General features: G+C 36.4%; 23 protein-coding genes and 1 tRNA gene. 13 read left to right on the top strand and 11 right to left on the bottom strand.

All coding sequences use genetic code 11. From position 1 onward, the window contains the following. The first annotated feature begins 30 nt into the window (after positions 1-30). Positions 31-2,499: a DUF5686 and carboxypeptidase regulatory-like domain-containing protein gene (locus tag BGO88_RS09825; RefSeq protein WP_286706751.1), complete on the top strand. Its 2,469-nt coding sequence runs from the start codon at positions 31-33 to the stop codon at positions 2,497-2,499. A 57-nt stretch (positions 2,500-2,556) separates the two neighbouring features. On the opposite strand, the gene murA is transcribed toward BGO88_RS09825, so the two are convergent. The 3 genes from murA to BGO88_RS09810 are packed head-to-tail and all read right to left on the bottom strand — an operon-like array spanning position 2,557 to position 4,927. Continuing rightward, the gene (gene murA / locus BGO88_RS09820) at positions 2,557-3,864 is read right to left on the bottom strand and encodes a UDP-N-acetylglucosamine 1-carboxyvinyltransferase (RefSeq protein ID WP_056069507.1); all 1,308 of its coding nucleotides are present in this window, start codon (positions 3,862-3,864) and stop codon (positions 2,557-2,559) included. 56 nt (positions 3,865-3,920) lie between these two features. Then, positions 3,921-4,625, bottom strand: coding sequence for a DUF4290 domain-containing protein (locus BGO88_RS09815; RefSeq protein WP_286706750.1), 705 nt, complete (start codon positions 4,623-4,625; stop codon positions 3,921-3,923). 17 nt (positions 4,626-4,642) lie between these two features. Further along, a complete protein-coding gene (locus tag BGO88_RS09810; RefSeq protein WP_286706749.1) occupies positions 4,643-4,927 on the bottom strand; it encodes a DUF493 family protein in 285 nt (94 codons plus the stop codon). 224 nt (positions 4,928-5,151) lie between these two features. Between BGO88_RS09810 and BGO88_RS09805 the strand changes: the two genes are divergently transcribed. From BGO88_RS09805 to BGO88_RS09785, 5 genes are all read left to right on the top strand, one after another. Continuing rightward, complete coding sequence (locus tag BGO88_RS09805; RefSeq protein ID WP_056069499.1) at positions 5,152-5,691, top strand: AAA family ATPase; 540 nt, start codon at positions 5,152-5,154, stop codon at positions 5,689-5,691. Between the two features lie 4 nt (positions 5,692-5,695). Further along, entirely contained in the window at positions 5,696-7,585 is a 1,890-nt protein-coding gene (locus BGO88_RS09800) for a RecQ family ATP-dependent DNA helicase (RefSeq protein ID WP_286706748.1), read from the top strand. Position 7,586: 1 nt separating this feature from the next. Continuing rightward, positions 7,587-8,534: a methionyl-tRNA formyltransferase gene (fmt, locus tag BGO88_RS09795; protein WP_286706747.1), complete on the top strand. Its 948-nt coding sequence runs from the start codon at positions 7,587-7,589 to the stop codon at positions 8,532-8,534. A 178-nt stretch (positions 8,535-8,712) separates the two neighbouring features. After that, complete coding sequence (locus BGO88_RS09790) at positions 8,713-8,991, top strand: HU family DNA-binding protein (RefSeq protein WP_056069491.1); 279 nt, start codon at positions 8,713-8,715, stop codon at positions 8,989-8,991. A 117-nt stretch (positions 8,992-9,108) separates the two neighbouring features. After that, the gene (locus BGO88_RS09785; RefSeq protein ID WP_056071367.1) at positions 9,109-9,669 is read left to right on the top strand and encodes a YqgE/AlgH family protein; all 561 of its coding nucleotides are present in this window, start codon (positions 9,109-9,111) and stop codon (positions 9,667-9,669) included. Here BGO88_RS09785 and BGO88_RS09780 read toward each other — a convergent pair. After that, positions 9,666-10,502: an aminotransferase class IV gene (locus tag BGO88_RS09780; protein WP_286706746.1), complete on the bottom strand. Its 837-nt coding sequence runs from the start codon at positions 10,500-10,502 to the stop codon at positions 9,666-9,668. The two genes, BGO88_RS09785 and BGO88_RS09780, sit on opposite strands and share 4 nt — an antisense overlap. Positions 10,503-10,558: 56 nt before the next feature. Then, complete coding sequence (locus BGO88_RS09775) at positions 10,559-10,951, bottom strand: START-like domain-containing protein (protein WP_056069486.1); 393 nt, start codon at positions 10,949-10,951, stop codon at positions 10,559-10,561. A gap of 148 nt (positions 10,952-11,099) precedes the next feature. Here BGO88_RS09775 and BGO88_RS09770 point away from each other — a divergent pair. Both BGO88_RS09770 and BGO88_RS09765 read left to right on the top strand, forming a co-directional pair. Continuing rightward, positions 11,100-11,173 (top strand) — tRNA-Met (locus BGO88_RS09770). A gap of 176 nt (positions 11,174-11,349) precedes the next feature. Next, the gene (locus tag BGO88_RS09765) at positions 11,350-12,336 is read left to right on the top strand and encodes a hypothetical protein (protein WP_286706745.1); all 987 of its coding nucleotides are present in this window, start codon (positions 11,350-11,352) and stop codon (positions 12,334-12,336) included. An 87-nt stretch (positions 12,337-12,423) separates the two neighbouring features. Here the strand turns inward: BGO88_RS09765 and BGO88_RS09760 are convergent, their stop codons facing one another. Beyond that, entirely contained in the window at positions 12,424-13,206 is a 783-nt protein-coding gene (locus tag BGO88_RS09760) for an SIR2 family protein (RefSeq protein ID WP_286706744.1), read from the bottom strand. A 733-nt stretch (positions 13,207-13,939) separates the two neighbouring features. Here BGO88_RS09760 and BGO88_RS09755 point away from each other — a divergent pair. Further along, positions 13,940-14,392 carry an Hsp20/alpha crystallin family protein gene (locus BGO88_RS09755; protein ID WP_101471471.1) on the top strand — a complete coding sequence of 151 codons (453 nt, stop codon included), beginning with the start codon at positions 13,940-13,942 and terminating at the stop codon, positions 14,390-14,392. Positions 14,393-14,460: 68 nt separating this feature from the next. Next, complete coding sequence (locus BGO88_RS09750) at positions 14,461-15,636, top strand: cation:proton antiporter domain-containing protein (RefSeq protein WP_286706743.1); 1,176 nt, start codon at positions 14,461-14,463, stop codon at positions 15,634-15,636. A 248-nt stretch (positions 15,637-15,884) separates the two neighbouring features. Here the strand turns inward: BGO88_RS09750 and BGO88_RS09745 are convergent, their stop codons facing one another. Both BGO88_RS09745 and BGO88_RS09740 read right to left on the bottom strand, forming a co-directional pair. Next, positions 15,885-16,031: a hypothetical protein gene (locus BGO88_RS09745; protein ID WP_286706742.1), complete on the bottom strand. Its 147-nt coding sequence runs from the start codon at positions 16,029-16,031 to the stop codon at positions 15,885-15,887. A gap of 171 nt (positions 16,032-16,202) precedes the next feature. Beyond that, positions 16,203-16,730: a hypothetical protein gene (locus tag BGO88_RS09740; RefSeq protein ID WP_286706741.1), complete on the bottom strand. Its 528-nt coding sequence runs from the start codon at positions 16,728-16,730 to the stop codon at positions 16,203-16,205. A 447-nt stretch (positions 16,731-17,177) separates the two neighbouring features. Between BGO88_RS09740 and BGO88_RS09735 the strand changes: the two genes are divergently transcribed. Continuing rightward, complete coding sequence (locus BGO88_RS09735; RefSeq protein ID WP_286706740.1) at positions 17,178-17,405, top strand: hypothetical protein; 228 nt, start codon at positions 17,178-17,180, stop codon at positions 17,403-17,405. Between the two features lie 47 nt (positions 17,406-17,452). Here the strand turns inward: BGO88_RS09735 and BGO88_RS09730 are convergent, their stop codons facing one another. The 3 genes from BGO88_RS09730 to BGO88_RS09725 are packed head-to-tail and all read right to left on the bottom strand — an operon-like array spanning position 17,453 to position 18,659. Continuing rightward, the gene (locus BGO88_RS09730) at positions 17,453-17,725 is read right to left on the bottom strand and encodes a hypothetical protein (RefSeq protein ID WP_286706739.1); all 273 of its coding nucleotides are present in this window, start codon (positions 17,723-17,725) and stop codon (positions 17,453-17,455) included. Next, on the bottom strand, positions 17,716-17,991 hold the full coding sequence (locus BGO88_RS17395; protein ID WP_353743399.1) for a transposase: 276 nt from the start codon (positions 17,989-17,991) through the stop codon (positions 17,716-17,718). Before BGO88_RS17395 ends, BGO88_RS09730 begins: the two co-directional genes overlap by 10 nt. Before the next feature lie 26 nt (positions 17,992-18,017). Then, positions 18,018-18,659 (bottom strand): IS1595 family transposase, encoded by a 642-nt coding sequence (locus BGO88_RS09725; RefSeq protein WP_286706738.1) that lies wholly within the window; start codon positions 18,657-18,659, stop codon positions 18,018-18,020. A 118-nt stretch (positions 18,660-18,777) separates the two neighbouring features. On the opposite strand from BGO88_RS09725, the gene BGO88_RS09720 reads away from it, so the two are divergent. Then, a complete protein-coding gene (locus BGO88_RS09720; protein WP_286706737.1) occupies positions 18,778-19,068 on the top strand; it encodes a hypothetical protein in 291 nt (96 codons plus the stop codon). Between the two features lie 261 nt (positions 19,069-19,329). Continuing rightward, a complete protein-coding gene (locus BGO88_RS09715; RefSeq protein ID WP_286706736.1) occupies positions 19,330-19,995 on the top strand; it encodes a CPBP family intramembrane glutamic endopeptidase in 666 nt (221 codons plus the stop codon). The last annotated feature ends 6 nt before the right edge of the window (positions 19,996-20,001 follow it).

Raw genomic sequence — 20,001 nt, 5'->3', positions numbered from 1 at the left:
ACTAATTTTAAACTTCACTTAACTCTCTGCATGAAACAAATAATTACCCTCATTTTATTTGCCTTCTCTATTGCTGCTTCAGCACAAATTAAGGGAAAAATTACCGACCAGTCCGGAACTACCTTACCAGCCGTAAACGTATACATCGAAAATACTTATAACGGCACCTCTTCCAATGAAGTGGGGCAATACGAACTCAGCGTAAAATCATCAGGAAAATACACCGTAGTATTTCAGTATTTGGGCTATAAAACCCAAAAAATTACCATCAATGCCGATAGGCTTCCTTATGTTTTGGATGTAACACTATTGGAAGAAAACATTGCCATTCCGGAAATTGTCATTGATTCAAAAGAAAATCCGGCCAATGCTATTATCCGAAGTGCTATTGCTGCGAGAAAACAAAATTCTGAAATGACCGCTAAATTTACTGCCGACTTCTATTCCAGAGGAATTTTCAGGGTAAAAGACATGCCAAAGAAAATTCTGGGTCAGACTGTAGATGAAGAAGGCATACTGGACTCTACCGGAACAGGAATCATGTATTTATCAGAAACAGTATCCCGAATTACTTACCAAAAACCGGACAAGCTAAAGGAAAAGATTATCGCGTCAAAAATAAGCGGAAACGACAACGGATTCAGCTATAATACTGCCAGAAATACCGATTATGATTTCTACGAAAATTATATCAACCTTAACATCAATATGGTTTCTCCAATCGCCAGCAATGCTTTTGGTTACTACAAGTTTAAGATGGAAGGTACGTTTATAGACGAAAATAACAATACTATAAATAAAATAAAAGTAACTCCTAAAAGAGACAGCGACCCTGTTTTTGAAGGTTACATCTATATTGTTGAAGACAGCTGGGCTATTTATGCCGTAGACCTTGACATCAAAGGTTACAGAATGCAGGAGCCAATTCTTGAAGTGATGAACCTTACGCAAAACTTCAGCTATAATTCCAATTCTAAAATCTGGGCCAAAAGCCTTCAGACTTTAGATTTCAGCGCAGGGCTTTTCGGTATCAAATTTACCGGAAAATTTACGCATGCCTTTAGCAATTATGAATTCAAAGAGGAATTTGAAAAGAAAACTTTTACCAAAGAAATCGTATCAATAGATAAGGAAGCCAACAAAAAAGACGACAACTTTTGGGATGCTGCCCGTCCTGTTCCTTTGACTGACGAGGAATCAAAAGACTACATCAAAAAAGACAGTATCCAGACGATCCGTAAATCCCAGACCTATCTTGACTCCGTAGACAGGAAGAAAAATCGTTTTAAACCGTTTGACCTAATTGAAGGTTATACCTTTAGAAATTCCTATAAAAACTGGAGTGTAAAATATGACGGATTAATACAAGTACCTGGTTTTAATACCGTTCAGGGGTGGAATTTAAATACAGGCTTTTCATACACTAAGACCAATCCTGACGAAAGAACCTATACCAGTTTTGGCGTAAAAATGAATTACGGAATAGCAGAAGAAAGGCTAAGAGCCTACGGTTATTTTTCGACCCGATTAGACAACCAGACCAATGCCTATTTATTTGCTTCTGCCGGTAATCAAATCGTACAATTTAACAGCGCGGCTATTTCTGATGTTGTCAATTCAGTCAGCACATTGTTTTTCAAAGACAACTACATGAAACTATACGACAAGACTTTTGGTAGAATTAGCTACCAGCAGGAAGTTGTAAACGGATTGACCTTGTTTGGAAATGCCGAATATTCCAGAAGAAAATCGCTTTTCAACAATACAGACTATGTATTGATTAAAAACGATAAGGAATATACTTCAAATAATCCTTTGGCTCCTACAGCCAATTCGTTGCCAATTTTTGAAACACACCGTTTGGCAAAAGCTTCGATTTCTGCCAGGGTGAATTTCGGACAGGAATACATCTCAAGACCGGACGGAAAAATGAATATCAGAAACGAAAAATATCCGGTGCTTTTTGCAACCTATGAAAAAGCATTCGCAGGAAGCGAAAAGGAATATGAATATGATGCTGTTCATGCGCGTATGACTTACGATGTTACTTTAGGAAATAAAGGAGAACTGGGAATCAACCTAAAAGCCGGAAAGTTTTTTAATGCAGACAATATTTCTTTTGCCGATTACAAGCACTTTAACGGCAACCAGACACATATTGGCCAGACTGAAAGATACCTGAACGTATTCAACCTGCTACCGTATTATTCACACAGCACCAACGATGCCTATATTGAATTTCATGCCGAGCATAATTTCAAAGGTTACATCATGAACAGAATTCCTTTGCTGAACAAGCTAAAATCAAATCTTGTGGTTGGATATCATGCAATAGCAGTACCGGATGTAAAACCTTATTCCGAGTTTTCTGTAGGGTTAGACAATCTTGGTTTTGGCAAGTTCCGAATGCTGCGTGTGGACTATGTACGTTCCTACCAAAATGGATTCCAGGGTGACGGTGTCATCTTTGGATTGAAATTCCTGAACATTTTAGAATAGGCAAACAAAAAGGCGTTTCAATTGAAACGCCTTTTTTATATCATGATTTGCCTACTATTATTCAGCTGTAATTTTAGCTCCCAATGCTTTTAATCTTTCCTCGATATTTTCATATCCTCTGTGGATTTGTTCGATATTTTGGATTTTACTCACCCCTTTTGCAGAAAGTGCAGCAATCAACAGGGAAATTCCGGCACGTATATCAGGAGAAGACATGGTCGTAGCTTTCAGTTGCGATTTGAAATCGTGACCAATAACTACTGCCCTATGCGGGTCGCAAAGGATAATTTTCGCCCCCATATCAATTAGCTTATCGACAAAGAACAAACGGCTTTCAAACATTTTTTGGTGAACAAGAATACTTCCTCTTGCCTGCGTTGCCACAACCAAAACAATACTCAAAAGGTCTGGTGTAAATCCAGGCCATGGAGCATCTGAAATAGTCAGGATAGAACCGTCAATATAGTTCTGGATTTCATAACCGTCAGTATGAGCCGGAATGTAAATATCATCGCCTCTTTTTTCTAATGTAATTCCAAGCTTTCTGAAAGTTCCCGGAATCACTCCAAGGTTTTCCCAACTTACATTCTTGATTGTAATTTCGCTTCGCGTCATTGCTGCCAATCCGATCCAGGAACCGATTTCAATCATATCCGGAAGGATGGTATGCGTGCATCCGCCCAAAGACGAAACACCTTCAATTTCCAACAAGTTAGAACCTACTCCTGTTATCTTCGCTCCCATGGAATTCAGCATCTTGCAAAGCTGTTGCAAATACGGTTCGCAAGCCGCGTTGTAGATAGATGTTTTTCCTTCAGCCAAAACAGCGGCCATTACAATATTAGCCGTTCCGGTTACGGAAGCCTCATCAAGAAGCATTGTAGTTCCTGTTAATTTAGTCGCTTCAACACCATAAAAATGGTCTTCTCTATTGTAACGGAATGAAGCTCCAAGATTGATAAAGCCTTCAAAGTGCGTATCTAATCTTCTTCTTCCAATTTTATCACCACCCGGCTTTGGAATATAACCTTTTCCAAAACGAGCCAAAAGCGGCCCTACAATCATGATGGAACCACGTAAAGAGCTTCCTTCTTTTTTGAAAGCCTCAGATTCCAGATAAGCCATATTCACCTCATCTGAAATGAAAGTATAAGAACCTTTGCCTATTTTTTCAACTTTAACTCCAAGATTTTTCAATAAGGTAATCAGCTTATTGACATCGATAATATCCGGAATATTATTGATAGTTACTTTTTCCGGAGTAAGCAAAACCGCACATAAAATTTGCAATGCCTCATTTTTTGCCCCTTGTGGCGTAATTTCTCCTTTTAAAGGAACGCCTCCTTCAATCTTGAAAGTTTCCATTTTATTAAATTATGAGTTTATAGGTCAGAAGCTATTGGCCAAAGCCAAATGCCTGCCTAACCTTGTGGTTTTCTATTGTTTTTGTTTTGATTATTCTGCTTTCCGCCATTTTTAGATTTTGCCTTTTGCGGAGTCGATTGATTTTTATTAGACATTTTTTTGTTTGTACGCATCAAATCTGTAGAATTCAGCAATTCCTCAGAACTCGTCTTCAGATTGATTTTTCCGTTTGACAATTCATACAAATGTTCAAAAATCACTTCATCCTTTACCGTATCCTTATTCCAGCTTAGGTAGGATTTTTTCATGTGATTGGCAATCACTTTTATCAGCGCACTTTTCAATTCGCCATCCTCCCATTTATTGGCCACATCAATCATGTATTTGATATTGTTCCCATAAAACCGGTATTTAGGAAAGTTTTGCGGATATTTCAGGCGTTCCGGCTTTTGCTGCAGCATTTCTCTTGACGGCACCGGATAGGGAGAATCTACATCCAGCTTAAAATCAGACATAATAAAAATCTGGTCCCAAAGCTTATGTTGGAAATCAGGCACATCACGCAAATGCGGATTCAGGCTTCCCATAACCGCTATAATATATTTCGCTGCCTTGTTGCGCTCATTTCTGTCTTCGATTACAGTTGCCTGGTCGATTAGTTTCTGCAAATGACGTCCGTATTCCGGAATAATCAAATGCGGTCTTTCAGCATTATATTCCAGATGATGAACAATGTCGTGTGGGTTTTCTTTTATATACATAAAATCGTCGTGAAGCTTTAAAGCGATATGATTCCTTCGACTGTGGAAACTTCAATATATTTATCAACAATACTCTGTGAACTTTCCATTCTTACATTTACAGAAACACTGGTAAATTTTCCCGTTTTTGATTGCGTCGTATGAATAACAGCTCCCATGCCGTTAAAAGCATTTTCTACCGTATCAATTTTTTGCTTATCCGTTGGGACTATGAACTTAAAAAGGTATTCTGCCGGCCATACATTCGCCTCGTCCAATTCTGTTTTCAGCCTTTCATAAAATTCCTGTGTCTTCTTATCCATCTTCAAAATTAAAATAAAGGCAAATATACGGTATTGATTTTAGATTTAAGACGTATGGAATTAATTTAATATGAAATGAACCTACATAGCATTCCAAGCATAAAAAACAATTCCCGATGGTTTATCCTTGTTTATTTCTTCATTTCGGGACGGCTTTCTAAAAAACAAAATTCACTTTAGTATTTAAAAATCTTTAAGTAAATTTGCCCCTTATTTTCAAAAAAGTGCAAAAAGATATTGTTGTTATCATCGGCGGTCCCGGAACTGGGAAAACAACCATCATTGATGGACTGCTTGAACGCGGACACTGCTGTTACCCTGAAATTTCACGGGAAGTAACAATGGAAGCAAAAAAACAGGGAATCGAACAATTGTTTCTTGAAAATCCGCTGCTTTTCAGCGAATTGCTTCTGGAAGGAAGAAAAAAACAATACCATGATGCCCTGAAAGAGGAAAGTCCGGTAGTTTTTATAGACCGCGGAATTCCTGACGTTTTAGCCTATATGCACTACATAGGCGATGCTTATCCGGCTTTCTTTGACGAAGCCTGCCGCGAACACAAATACACTAAAATCTTCATATTGCCACCTTGGGAAGACATTTACGAATGTGATGAAGCACGCTATGAAAATTACGAACAGGCAACCCTAATCTACAAGCACCTTAAAGAAACTTACGAAAGTTACGGCTATTCGTTGATTGAAGTTCCAAAAGACACGGTTGATAACAGAATTCTTTTTATATTAGGGCATCTTTCGAACTAGAAACATGCAAGAAGCGTTATCGATTCTCCAAAAATACTGGAAATACGATTCATTCCGAACTCCGCAAGCTGAGATTATAGCCTCTGTCTTAGACGGACAGGATACTTTTGCCCTGATGCCAACAGGCGGCGGAAAATCTATCTGTTTTCAGGTTCCTGCCCTAATGCAAAACGGTATCTGCCTCGTAGTTTCACCTCTGATTGCATTGATGAAAGACCAGACTGCCAATCTTCAGAAAAGAGGCATTAAGGCGATTGCACTCACAGGAGGCATTTCTACCGATGAAATCAGCGACCTCTTGGACAATTGCCAATTTGGCAATTATAAATTTTTATACCTGTCGCCGGAAAGATTACAAGCCGACTGGATTGTCGAACGTCTCAAAAACCTTCCCATAAATCTCATTGCTATTGATGAAGCACATTGCGTTTCGCAATGGGGACACGATTTCCGCCCGGCTTATTTAAAAATCGCTTCCCTTAAGACCCATTTCCCTAAGATTCCTTTTCTGGCATTAACCGCCACTGCTACGGAGCGTGTAAAAAAAGATGTCATTGCCCAGCTTGACATGGAAAATCCGGCTGTTTTTCAAAAATCATTCGTAAGGGAAAACCTTGCCTATATGGTTTTTGAGGCCGAAGACAAACTTTACCGGATAGAGCAAATCGTAAAAAAACATCCACAACCATCCATTATTTACGTCCGAAACAGAAAAGGCTGCCTTGATACGGCTTCACAACTGGAATCATTGGGCATAAAAGCTACTTATTATCACGGCGGACTCCATATTACCGAAAAAGAAAAAAACATGAAACTGTGGATGGAAGAAAAAGTTCAGGTCATTGTAGCGACCAATGCTTTTGGTATGGGAATAGACAAGGCTAATGTAAAAACAGTCATCCATATACAATTACCGGAAAATCTGGAAAACTATTATCAGGAAGCCGGACGTGCCGGACGAAACGGAGAAAAGGCTTTTGCCGTTTTACTGAACAGTCCTTCTGACATTCAATATTCCGAAAACCAAATACTGAACAGCCTTCCCGACAAAAAGTTCTTAAAAGAAATGTATGTCAAACTCTGTAATTTTTTCCAGATTGCCTACGGAGAAGGAATCTATGAACAGTTTTCTTTCAATATCAACCAGTTTTGTGTCCAATATGGCTTTCCTGCATTAAAGACATTTAACAGCCTTCAGTTTTTAGACCGACAGGGAATCATTTCCCTTTCGCAGGAATTTTCAGAAAAAGTAACCGTACGGTTTGTTATCGAATCTAAAGAAGTAATCAGGTACATGAGCCTTAACCCGCAGGATGAAGAAATAATCCTGACCTTGTTACGCACCTATCCCGGTATTTATGAAATTGTCACCGCCATCAATATTCCGTTGGTTGCAAAAAAATCAGGTGCTAAAGAAACGCAGGTAATGGCCGTGCTGCTAAAGCTGCAGGAAAGGCAAATTATAGAATATCATGCAAAAAACAACGATTCTACCGTTACCTTTAATGAAATACGTGAAGATGACCGGACCATCAACCGGGTCTCAAAATACCTCGAAGAACAAAACAGCCTGAAAAAAGAGCAATTTGAAGCGGTTTTGGAATATGCCACCAACAACACAACCTGCAAAAGCAGACAACTCCTGAGTTATTTTGGAGAAAAAGACAGTAATGATTGCGGTGTCTGCTCCTATTGCATCCAAAAAAACAAAATTGCAATTCCGGTTACTGCCGGTGAAAAAATACTGCATTTATTAAAAACGGCTCCAATGAGTTCGAGAGAAATTCAGTTTCATTCCAAATTTCCGGATGAGGCACTTATCTTTGCATTGAGACAGCTTTTAGAAACAAACAAAATAGAATTGTTGCCCAACAACAAATATACTTTAAAATAGAATGGAAAAGTTACGCATCGTTTTTATGGGAACTCCTGAATTTGCCGTAGGCATACTGGATACCATTTTGAATACTAATTTTGAAGTCGTTGGAGTAATTACTGCTCCTGACAAGCCAGCGGGTCGCGGCCAGAAAATCAAATACTCTGCCGTAAAAGAATATGCCTTAGAAAAAAACCTGAAATTACTGCAACCAACCAATCTTAAAGAGGAAGCTTTTTTAGCAGAGCTAAAAGATTTAAATGCCAATCTTCAGGTAGTGGTAGCTTTCCGTATGTTGCCAAAAGTAGTTTGGGACATGCCTAAATTTGGCACGTTTAATCTGCACGCTTCCTTACTTCCAAATTATCGTGGTGCCGCTCCTATCAACTGGGCCATTATAAACGGCGAAACCAAAACCGGCGTCACTACCTTTTTTATTGACGACAAAATAGATACCGGCGCGATGATATTGAGCAAAGAAGTAGCTATTACTCCCGATGAAAATGCAGGACAACTGCACGACACCTTAATGCATCTGGGAAGTCAGGCTGTTGCCGAAACCTTAGAACTAATCCAAAACGGAAAAGCAGAAACAACCTTACAGGTTGACTCTGCTGAAATAAAAACGGCATACAAGCTCAATAAAGACAACTGCAAGATTGACTGGAACCGCCCGGGAAAAGAAATCCACAACCAGATACGCGGACTATCTCCTTATCCGGCCGCCTGGAGTTTCTTTAGCGACAACGGTCAGGAATGGAACGTTAAGATATATGAAGCTAAATTTATGGCCCAAACGCATGCCGAAACCATTGGAAAAATAATTACCACAAAAAAGGAAATGAAAATTGCGGTCAGTGACGGCTATATAGAAATTATCCAATTACAGTTTCCGGGAAAGAAAAACCTAAAGACGTCCGAACTATTAAATGGCATCAGTTTCGGAACGAATGCCAAAGCGTTCTGACCCCGCATAAACACTGATTTCACAGCGATTTCGAGAAAAACAAGTCGGTTTTATTAACAAAAGCCCCAAGTTATCAACAAAACAGCGAAAAACACCCGAAATGTGTTGCCCAGTAAGGAAATCCTATTAAATTTGTTATAATTAACATAATGTTTAACCAACAATTAAAACTATTATTATGAACAAATCAGAATTAATTGATGCTATCGCTGCTGACGCAGGAATTTCTAAAGCAGCTGCAAAATTAGCTTTAGAGTCATTTTTAAATAACGTAGGTGGCACTTTGAAAAAAGGTGGCAGAGTATCTTTAGTAGGATTTGGATCTTGGTCAGTTTCTTCTAGAGCTGCAAGAGAAGGAAGAAATCCTCAAACTGGAAAAACTATCAAAATCGCTGCTAAAAATGTAGTGAAGTTCAAAGCTGGTGCTGAATTAGAAGGATCAGTTAACTCTAAATAGTTTTTTGTCCCGATATAAATTAAAGCCTTCCATTTGGGAGGCTTTTTTTATACTGTTCGTCGAATTAATTTGGAAAAAAAACTTTTTATTGTTAAATTTAATGAAAAATGCATCCAAATGATTTCAGAAAAACTCAAAAAAGGAATACTTCTGATCGCGGAACCATCCATAATCGGAGACCTATCATTCAATCGCTCAGTGATTTTGCTGGCAGATCATAACGAGGAAGGTTCTGTAGGATTTATCCTTAACAAACCTTTGGAATATACCATACAAGATCTGATTCCTGAAATCAATGCCAAGTTTAAGATTTATAATGGCGGACCTGTCGAACAGGACAATCTTTATTTTATCCACAATATTCCGGAAATGATTCCCAACAGTATTGAAATTTCAAACGGAATCTATTGGGGCGGCGATTTTGAATCAACCAAAGCACTTATTAACGAAGGAAAAATCAAAAAGAATAACATCCGCTTTTTCTTAGGCTATACCGGTTGGGATGCACAACAATTGGATAGGGAAATGCAGGCCAATTCCTGGATTATTTCCAAGAATATCTATGAGAATAAGATTATTGGCAAATCCACCACTGATTTCTGGAAGCAGAAAATCCTCGAGTTAGGGGGCGATTATGTCATATGGTCGAATGCCCCCGAAAATCCGATACTGAATTAGCCCAAACGGATTTGCGCATTTAATCGAAGCAGCAAGTCTTTAGCCAAGCCCATCCCATATTCTTTTTTACGATATTTTGTTATAGGCTGAATACCTCTGACTACATTCGTTATAAACAATTCATCCGCTTTTTGAAGGTCAAAAGGAGAAATTGGAGCTTCTTCCACTTCTATCGTTTCTATTTTTTTAGCAAGAGCCAAAATTTGCTTACGCATGACGCCATTAAGGCATCCTTCAGAAATTGGCGGTGTTACCAGTTTATTCCCTATAAGCATAAAAAGATTCCCGTTTAAGGCCTCAATAACATTCTTTTCATCGTTAATCAAAAGACAGTTGTCATAGCCGTTCTCATCAGCAAAAATACTTCCCGTGACATTTATCATCCTGTTAGACGATTTAATTGTAGAAAGCAAATGTTTGGTAACGATAAAATCTTTGTACAATTCAACTTCATATTGGTCTTTTTCAATTCGGTATACCGAATCTTCCAATGGCAATACCGTAATCAAAAAGGACACATTATTGTCTTTAGGAAGATAAAAGCCACCCTCTTTTCTGTAAACGGAAATACGGGCACGGCAGGAACCTGAAAAATTTTCCGAAGCAGCCGTAGACAAAATCTGCCCTTCGAAATATTCCATCGTAAAGTTCATCGGGATTTCCATACGAACAATCCGCATGGCAGACATCAACCTAAAATAATGATCTTCAAGAAAAAGCACTTTCCCATCTAAAATTTTTACTGTTTCAAAAACCGAATCTCCGTAAAGAAATGCTCTGTTACCAGCCAATATATTTGTGTCGTCTGTAATAGTTCCGTTGAAATTAATCATAAAAAAAGCCCTGAAATTAAATCAGGGCAAATATAAGTCTTAAAAAGGGAATTCTGCTATACCGATCCGATTACATGTTTTAAATCGGAAATCTGGTTTTCCCATAACTGAGTCGATTCGGCCACCTCATCTTTTTCGGCAAAGTCAACCACCATTAAGGAAACATCTTTTGTGATTTCATCCACAAGGATTCGCAATTCAAAGAAATAGTCTCCGTCCTGCCCGTTTTCATCAATCCAGCGAAATTTTACTTTTTCACCGGTTTTTTTGGAAGCCAGTCTGGCTTTCTCTTCTGCGTCATCCCATATGAACGTAAAAAGCTCTCCGCGAGAATTGACATTATCAGCAAACCACTCCGATAAACCCGAAGGTGTTGATATATACTGATATAGCAATTGAGGTGAGGAATTTAAAGGAAATTCTAGTTCGTAACGTATTTTACTTTCCATAGTATGCTCTAATTTTTTTTGGAAATATATAGAATAAATTCAAGATAACTATAATTTAAAAATTATTTTTTTTGGTCATTTATATTTGCAAGCTTTAAATTTAGTTTTATATTTGCACCCGCATTCAAGGATGCATGTCTTCAGAAATGGCGAGGTAGCTCAGTTGGTTAGAGCGCAGGATTCATAACCCTGAGGTCACGGGTTCAACTCCCGTCCTCGCTACTAGAAATGGCAAAGGCTGACAGTTTTTCTGTCAGCCTTTTTTCTTTGGTACACATATATGACTAAAATTAAGCATTTTTGATTGTTATATTACAATTTATGCGTCTTTATTGCAGTAAATTATCAGGAGCGAATTAATTATATTTACCATTTACGGAAATATTAAATAACAAAGTATGATTGAGATAATTGATAACCTGATAAAAGTCCCTGAAGAAAGAAAGAAGTATCTGGTGTTTACTATTAAGATACTTTTGACTTTAATTTTTGCGGATTTTCTTTATAGATTTTTGATTGGTGAATATACGCTTCTTGTGCCATTTTCGGACGGATTTTATCAAGACCTTTACAAGTATCTTTTATCGGGAAAATCTTTAATAGCACTATTTTTGTATTTCGTAAGTTATATCTGTCTATTTATTGTTTTACCCATAATCATAACTTTTGGTTTAGACCTATTTAAGTTCAAAAAAGGCCACTCTGTAACGAAAGATATGCGTTACATGAGAAAAGTACTAGAAATGACCAATATAGCTAAATATAGTTTTGACGGAAAAATAATAAAAGGGCGAGATTTCGACACTTTTTATGATTTACTTTTAAAAATGAGAAAGAGAACAGTACAGCAAGCAATCTCAGATTTTAAACATTCGCTAATCAATGAATTTATTCAACTTTATGTTAGTTTTATATTAATATATTTTTTCATTTTTAACTTTCAAAATTTACCTCTTAGTTTAATTATTATTGCATTGGGCTTACTGTTGATAATATTTTACTATGCCATAAATATCTTCCACTCATTCATGCAAGATGAAGAATTGCATCTTATAGTGCGTTATATTAAAGCAAAAGATATAGTTTATAAATTCATCAGCAAAAGAAATTTGACGGTGATTAGACCAGACTTTTTACCTGAAAGTTCTGAAGCTACTTTAGTTATTACTAAAGAAAAAAAGTTGCTTATAGATTACTATCAGCCGATAACGTCAAAACAAATGCACGAATTTGAAAAGATTAAAGAAAAACATAAAATTGACATACTATTGCTAATTAATTGTACAAACGATAGAACCGAAATCAGATCGCAAAACCAAATAATTTCCCTACCCTTCACCACCACAAAAAAAATTAAAAAAATGCTACGTAATTATACAAAATAGCAATATATGAATAACGTTATTATGAAGTATTAACTAGAATTTATTAGATGTAAACGATCTGTCCTTTAATTCCTTAAAAATAAATTTTTAAATACTATTTGGATCAATAAAATTAATTTTGATTTCTCTATTACTAGGAAAAAATAAAAGTCTTACTCTTTCTGATATTCTTTGTTTTTCGTTTTCTAAATTGATAATTGTCACTTCTTTTAAATTTTCTTTGTTACAAGCTGACCTAAGCATTTGGCTCAATTCAGCATCTAAAGGATCTAAAGAAATTCCATACAGAATTATGTGTGTAGCCTCCATAAAGAATTCCATGCCCATTTTATGCTTTAAACCAATTTTAAAACTTTCTTCTTTTGCTCTAAATGTTTCATCTGTTATTTCTGACGGCAAATACAGACTATTACAATCATCAACATCACCATGAATATGAAATATCGATTGCGGATGTGAAATTCCAAATCTTTTAAGCTCCTGACTAATCACCTTATCGACCGTTGTATCCCAGTTTGTGGTTACAAATCCAAAGGTATTATCGTCAGAAATGATAAGCTTTTCTATAATTCTTTTTAAAGCTGGCCTCGCTCTGATCTCATCTTTATCTTGAGCCATCTTTAGGTTATCTACGATTGCTTTCTTTAACCAATAGGTGTCTTTTTTATGAATTTCCAGAATTTCAGGAGCTTTGATATGTCCTACAGTTGAATAAAATCTAAGCATATAAATCCAATTAGCCAAAACAAAATTTGCTCCGTCAGCCGTCGTATCTATTCCACAGAACTCTTTAATAGCATTTAATACAGGAGCCCAAGCATTCTCAACGGCACCCGCACCTATTAATAATGCAACACGATTTTTTTTCATTTGCCAGTTTTTTATTAGAGAACAATATTAATTAAAATAAGGAACACTTTTTCTGTATTCCTTTCTTAGGTAAAGACGGTATATAAAATACCAACACCTCCATATCCTAATCCTTTTTACTTCGTATCAAATTGCGCTTCGGCAGGTTCCAGATCGTATATTTTTTGTCTTGCCATAAATAAGGACGACCAGAGTATTCAGGATTTTGAGCAAACGCAGTCATCAGATAAAATCTAACATTGCAGTTAGAATATATTTTTCATTGTTCTTGATTTAGAATAGTATAAAAAAAAGGTTATTCGATGCGGACAGATTATAAGCCTCCCTGAATATTTAGACTTAAATCTGAATGTCGAGTTTGAATTTGAAGCTCAGTTTGAATTTGAAGATAGAGAATTTTTAAGTTTAGAATTTGAAGGAAAGATTCATAACCCAAGGTCACGGGTTCAACTCCCGTCCTCGCTACTAGAAATGGCAAAGGCTGACAGAAAAACTGTCAGCCTTTTTTCTTTTCCCAACAGCTGATACAATCCTTTATACATTCTCCTAATCAAATTTATAGTCTAATGTTAGCGCAACCAGCACTCACATTCTTATTGACAATTTTTCATATCAGAAACTGAAAAATTGTCATTTTTTTCTCTTGGCACATTTTTGGATTTTTACATGAAGCACGCATCAAATTAGTGCATTATTTAAAAAATATTGTCAAACAATTTAAAAGTTAAATGTTATGAATCTTATCAAAAGAAACGGAAATCATACACCAGGTTTCCACCGTTCGTTTTTTGATGACATTTTTGGCCGTGAGCTTTTCAATTGGGAAAACAACAATTTTTCTACTACAAGCACAACGTTGCCATCTGTAAACATCAAAGAAACCAAAGACACTTATGAAGTTGAAGTCGCTGCTCCGGGACTGGAAAAAAATGACTTCAAAGTCACCCTTGACGGCAATTTGCTGACTATTTCTTCAGAAAAAGAAAATAAGCAGGTAAGCGAGCAACAAAATTTCACACGCAGGGAATTCAGCTACCAATCATTTCAACGCAGTTTTGAATTACCAAAAAATGTGGTCGATGAAGAAAATATCAGCGCCCGATATGAAAACGGGCTCTTGCTGCTATCTATTCCAAAAAAGGAAGAAGCTAAACAGAAGCCTCCAAGAATGATTGAAATCCAATAATACCAATCATTTACCATTTAAAAGCTGCCCTTCGGGGCAGTTTTGCATTATCTTTAAAAGCCATTGCTATGTCATCACAATTATTCTCAGGGATAGCTGTGCTGTCCTGTGTACTATTGTTGCTTATTCTCCTCCTGCGCAGATTGAAGCAACCTTATTTCATTGCTTATATTGCATCCGGTTTACTTCTTGGTCCAAAAGTTTTAAACATCATCCATTCGCCGGAAGTAGTGTCGGAATTGGGAGAAATTGGTATAGTGCTACTCATGTTTTCGATTGGAGCTCATATTGACCTTCGGAATCTCAGCAAAAATTTTTACAAACCATTATTAATAGCTTTTGTACAAGTTGCATTAAGTTTCCTCTTTATGTACTGTATAGGTAAACAGGTGGGATGGAATATCAATACGATTGTTTTAATCTCTTTTATTATAAGCCTAAGCAGTTCAGCCATTGTATTCCAATATCTGGCAAGGACAAGAGAAATTAAGAGTCAGCTTGGCATCATTACCTGTGGCGTATTGTTAATGCAGGATATTCTTGTAGTACCAATGATACTAACGCTAAATTTTATGTCGGGCAGTAACGCATCCATGCAGGACCTGGTAAAAGTTTGCGTAGGCGGCATACTGATACTTTTATTTTTAAGAGCCGCTATTACAAAGAAACTTTTCCGGATTCCAATGCGAAGAGAAATTATCGCCGACCACGATCTGCAGGTTTTTATTGGTTTTTGTATATGTTTCGGAATGGCATGGATTAGCTCCTGGTTTGGCCTGTCGCATGCTTTCGGTGCTTTTGCCGCAGGAATAATAATTGGCCGGGACAAAGCGACACGATGGCTTGAAAAATCGTTTATTCCATTCAGGGTATTCTTTATGGCTTTCTTCTTTCTGGCAGTAGGATTGCAGCTCGACATCCGCTTTTTTGTTGAGAATATGGATACAATTATTATGGTTACGGTAAGTGTACTGCTAATTAACAGCCTAATTAACAGCCTGCTTTTTAAGCTCACCGGAAATAATTGGAGAGACAGCATATATGGCGGCGCACTTTTATCACAGATTGGAGAGTTTAGCTTTATGCTTGCTACATTAGGAGCTTCCCTGGGATTGGTTACAAGTTATACGTATCAGATTACACTTGCTGTTATTACTTTCACCATGCTTCTAACGACAATATGGCTGACAATAATACAACAGTTAATCTATCGCTTACCAATTGCAAGGAACATGAGAATATAAAAGAACTTACAAAGATGTATCTGCCTGAAAGTTTCAGTCAGAATAGTTGTAATTACAATTAATTTAGGGAAGTTAGTAGATAACTACGGTTGAAATGATTGAACATAAAAAAGCCCATAGATTTTGGAATCTACAGGCAATTTAGGCATAATTCGTATTTATCATTTTAGGTAGTTGTCGGTAGTGGCTATTGTTAATCAAAAGATTAACGTTGGCTAGAAAATTGGTCGGGCTATCGTCCTTCCAAATTAATAAAGGAGTTTTAGCTCATGGTGGGATCGAACAACATATCCTATTGCGATTCCTAAAACAAGAATAGCCATAGCGTTTGCCGTATTGAAACGAATTCCAACAGAAGTATCTCCTTTACTTGCGTACAATTCAATTGCTTGCATGATATAGGTTCATCAGGATTTTAAAACTTTCGTACAGCTTGCCCTGATGAATCAATAAATTTAGCGGCTTCTGGCTGACGTAATTAACTACGCTTCAGCAAGTTGTTAACTGATTTATTAACAATGCAAGAAAAAGCCTCTCAATAGAGAGGCTTTTTATTTTATGAGAGGTTAGTAATCTCGTCCCAAGAGAATTTTATTCTTATCTTTTTTCTGTTTTAAATTATATTCATCTACTTTTTTCTGAAGGCTGTCGGGAATCTCCAAAGGGCCATATACGGCCTCATATATGGTTTTCTGTATCTTATAGAGATATTCATTTGAAATTTCATTTCTGTCGTACCATCCTGAGTACACGCCGTTATTGTTAATATATCTTATTTGACGCTTCATTGAAAAAACTACCCTATATGGGCCGCTTCCCACTATTTCGGAAGTAAAACCTTCTTTAAAATTTTCTGCTTCTGCATAACCTTCAATTATTCCCTTGTCGAAATCCTGTTTCTTGATTTCGGTATACTCCTGCTTCATCATAATATATACAGCATCCCATATTTTCTGCCTGGGTACATCAAATGAAGTATTGAGGATTGTTTTTAATTTGAAATTGTTAATCTCAATTAAGATTTCTTTTTTTGTCTGTGCTTTGGCAAAGATTGAAGTCAGTAGTATGACTGCAATAAGTAAGTTTGTTTTCATATTTTGACTTGCCCTTGCCTCTCAGGGTTCTTAAGTTTTTGAAAACCAAAAGCGTGAGGCAAACTCGTTACCCAACGCCGAAAGTACCACGAAGTAAGTGAAAATAATTATTGTATTTTTACTGGAGATGGTTTTCCATCCTTATTAGATAAGCATTTAAAAAATAGTATCGATGATGTAAATACAAAGGGAGATTTTGATTATTTTGTTGTTTGTTTAGATTCTGATGATGATTCAATAGATGAACGTAGAAAACAGGTTTTAGACTTTATAGAAGAAGAAGAAATCGAACTAAGTCCAAATACTAAACTTATAATAATTGTTCAAAATAAATGTTTTGAAACCTGGTTTTTAGGAAATCAAAAGATTTTCAAAAAGAATCCCGACAGCAGTTTTCTGTCTGATTGTATTAAGCATTATAATGTAAAAACAGATGATCCGGAATTAATGGAAAAGCCTGCAGATTTTGAGCGGTCTACTGCGGTATTTCATTCGGTATATTTACAAGAAATGTTTGCTGAAAAAAATATTAAGTATAGTAAAAAAGACCCCAAAGAAGTTGCAGAAAAATATTTTCTAGATAAATTAATTAAGCGTAGCACAAAGACAAATCATATTCAGTCTTTCAAATATTTCACGGATTTCTGTGAAAAAATTAACAATAAAATCTCATAATAAATTTAATTATCATATATTTTTTAGTAATTACGAAAATTTGATACTTAATCAAACATTTCACGCAATCTGTCATCAAAACCAGGAGCTTGACGTATGTGCTCAATATGCTCAGATATATCTTCCCAGCCAATATACTCTTTAACACTATAAAATCCATTTTCTTTGATTTTGACTAATTTGGAGTCCACGTATTTGAAATTATCATCGTAGATAATGTTGAGGGCTTCTTTTGAAAAATACCATTTTCCACCAACCGTCACTTTTTTAATTAGCGGGTTGGTTAAAAGAGATTCCAATGTAATACCTATCAAGTCCATGCCTTATCTATTATATCGCGCTGAGTGATGCGCTCGAAAACATTCTGTAAAAATACAAAAAAACGTTTGTCTTCTTTCCATTTCCTAGTATTATATCTGAAAGTAAATTCATTCAGATAGCTGTTCAAGTGCTTTTTAGACCACCAATTATAGGTGCCGATATAGCCTCGCTTCATATTGGCCCAAAGTCCCTCGATGCGGTTTGTGTTTATCTCCTGTGGTCGGTCTTCTGATAACTTTTCGCCGTTTTTGACCTTGAAGTGAATATATTTGTCGTTAAGCCCATTGTAGCCTATCCAAGAATCCGTAATAAATATGAGCCTTCAGGAACCACGTTGCGTACCAATGATTGAACGTATTCAGGCTTTCGGGCTGGAAGCATGAATGTACGTAATAGTCCGCCACGTTCCACTATTCCTAACACCCACGTTTTGTCAATCCCGTTACCACCTTGACTGTTTGGAATCTTCTTGTCTTTATGCCTATTAGCCTGTAGGCCGCCGAATACACATTCATCAGCTTCAAAGACTTGCTGTGCTCTAGGTTCAGTTTCTTCTTCAGGAATCTTGAAAGATCTGCGAATTTTTGAAGCCATAAACCAGGCCGTTTTGATTGTAACGCCAATTTCCTTTGAAAGCTGTATGGAAGAAATACCTCTTTTGTGATTATTCATAAGCCAGATGGCCACGAACCAGTCACGAAGCGGTACTTTTGTTTTTTCATATATTGAACCCGTGCGAACCGTGAAATATTTTCTTGTTTTGGCGCATATATAACGTTTACCATCTTTACATTTCCACGCTGATGCTGAAGTATCGAATGGACTTATGACTTTTCCGTTCCATCGGATTTTTTCCAAATGCTCAATACAGGACTGCTCAGTAGGAAATGTACTTAAGAGTGTTCTTATAGAAGTAACCGATTTTGGAAACATAATGAATAAAATATCTTAAGTAAATTTATCATATTGTCAAATTCGATTTCAAAATTTCCGGAAAAAAGTTTTCAACCATAGTTATCTACTAACTTCCCTTAATTTAATAGTATTTGAAATGGACAATTTATTTTTCATCTCACTCAATATTAAAACAGCATCCGGTTTTGAAAACTATGCAACCTACAATCTCGGTTCGAACAAAGAGAAGGCAAAAGCAATTTTTGACCAGCTGCATGGTTCATTAGATATCTCAGACAAAACCGTTCTGACAATGGATTTTACCGAAATGAAGGATGGAATACCACTACCTATAGCAATGCTGGACTGTACTTTTGACCAGATTATCTGTAACACAAGAATTATTACACGAGAAATATTTAAAAATTTAAATCTGGAAGAGGAATGAAACATGTTTGTCGGAAATCAGATTAGAATTTTAGATACGCGCCACAATAATCATATATGTAAAATTTATTTTTTACTTAATTTTAAATGAAATGCAAGAAAACTTTATTGTAATTTTAAATAATTAACGGAGGAATTTAAATCCATAATCATTTTGGTACGGATGAATAAAAATTTGCATCTTAAATTCTCAACACAAAATTTACTTTGCTTTTTGAATTAGGCATAAAGTTCCAAATGATTATTAATTTTAAACAAAACTATGGATAAAGTAAGAAATCAAACCCGTACAACTCTCTTGGATGTGTGCAGTATAGCATTTCTTATTTTATTCCCACACCTTGCTCCACTACCATTCTACTTGTATGCTGTTATATGCTTATTGGTAATTTGGTTTCTTCTGCGAAAAAAAGGAATGTCATTCCGTGACCTGGGCCTTTCTAAAAGCCGCTTTACTCTAAAAACCATTTTAGCAGGTATAATTTCCGGTTTGATATGGGTAGTTTTTATGCAGTTTATTTATATTCCTGTAATCAAAAGCCTCTTTGTTGTACCGGATTATACGGAATACAATTTCATACAGTGCAACCTCTCCAAACTCATAATGACCATTAGCGCTGCATGGCTCATAGGCGGTTTTTATGAAGAAATTGTATTTCGTGGCTATATACAATCACTATTTGAAAAATGGATTTCCAAAAGCTCAAGGATTCCATGGAGCATTATTATTACAAGCCTATTATTTGGCCTTTACCATTGGCAACAGAACACTTTTGGTATTATAGCGGCGACGCTGGGAGGACTATATTGGGGATTTCTATACCGAAAATACAATAACAATCTTTGGATAGTCATTCTTTCACATGCATTATTTGATACTATCACTCTATTGCTTATTTATACGGGAGTATTCGGCAACTTGGCTTAATTATTA

The organism is Flavobacterium sp. 38-13, assembly GCF_001899155.1.
Lineage (GTDB): Bacteria > Bacteroidota > Bacteroidia > Flavobacteriales > Flavobacteriaceae > Flavobacterium > Flavobacterium lindanitolerans.
This window is presented reverse-complemented; position numbering and strand designations above follow the sequence as displayed.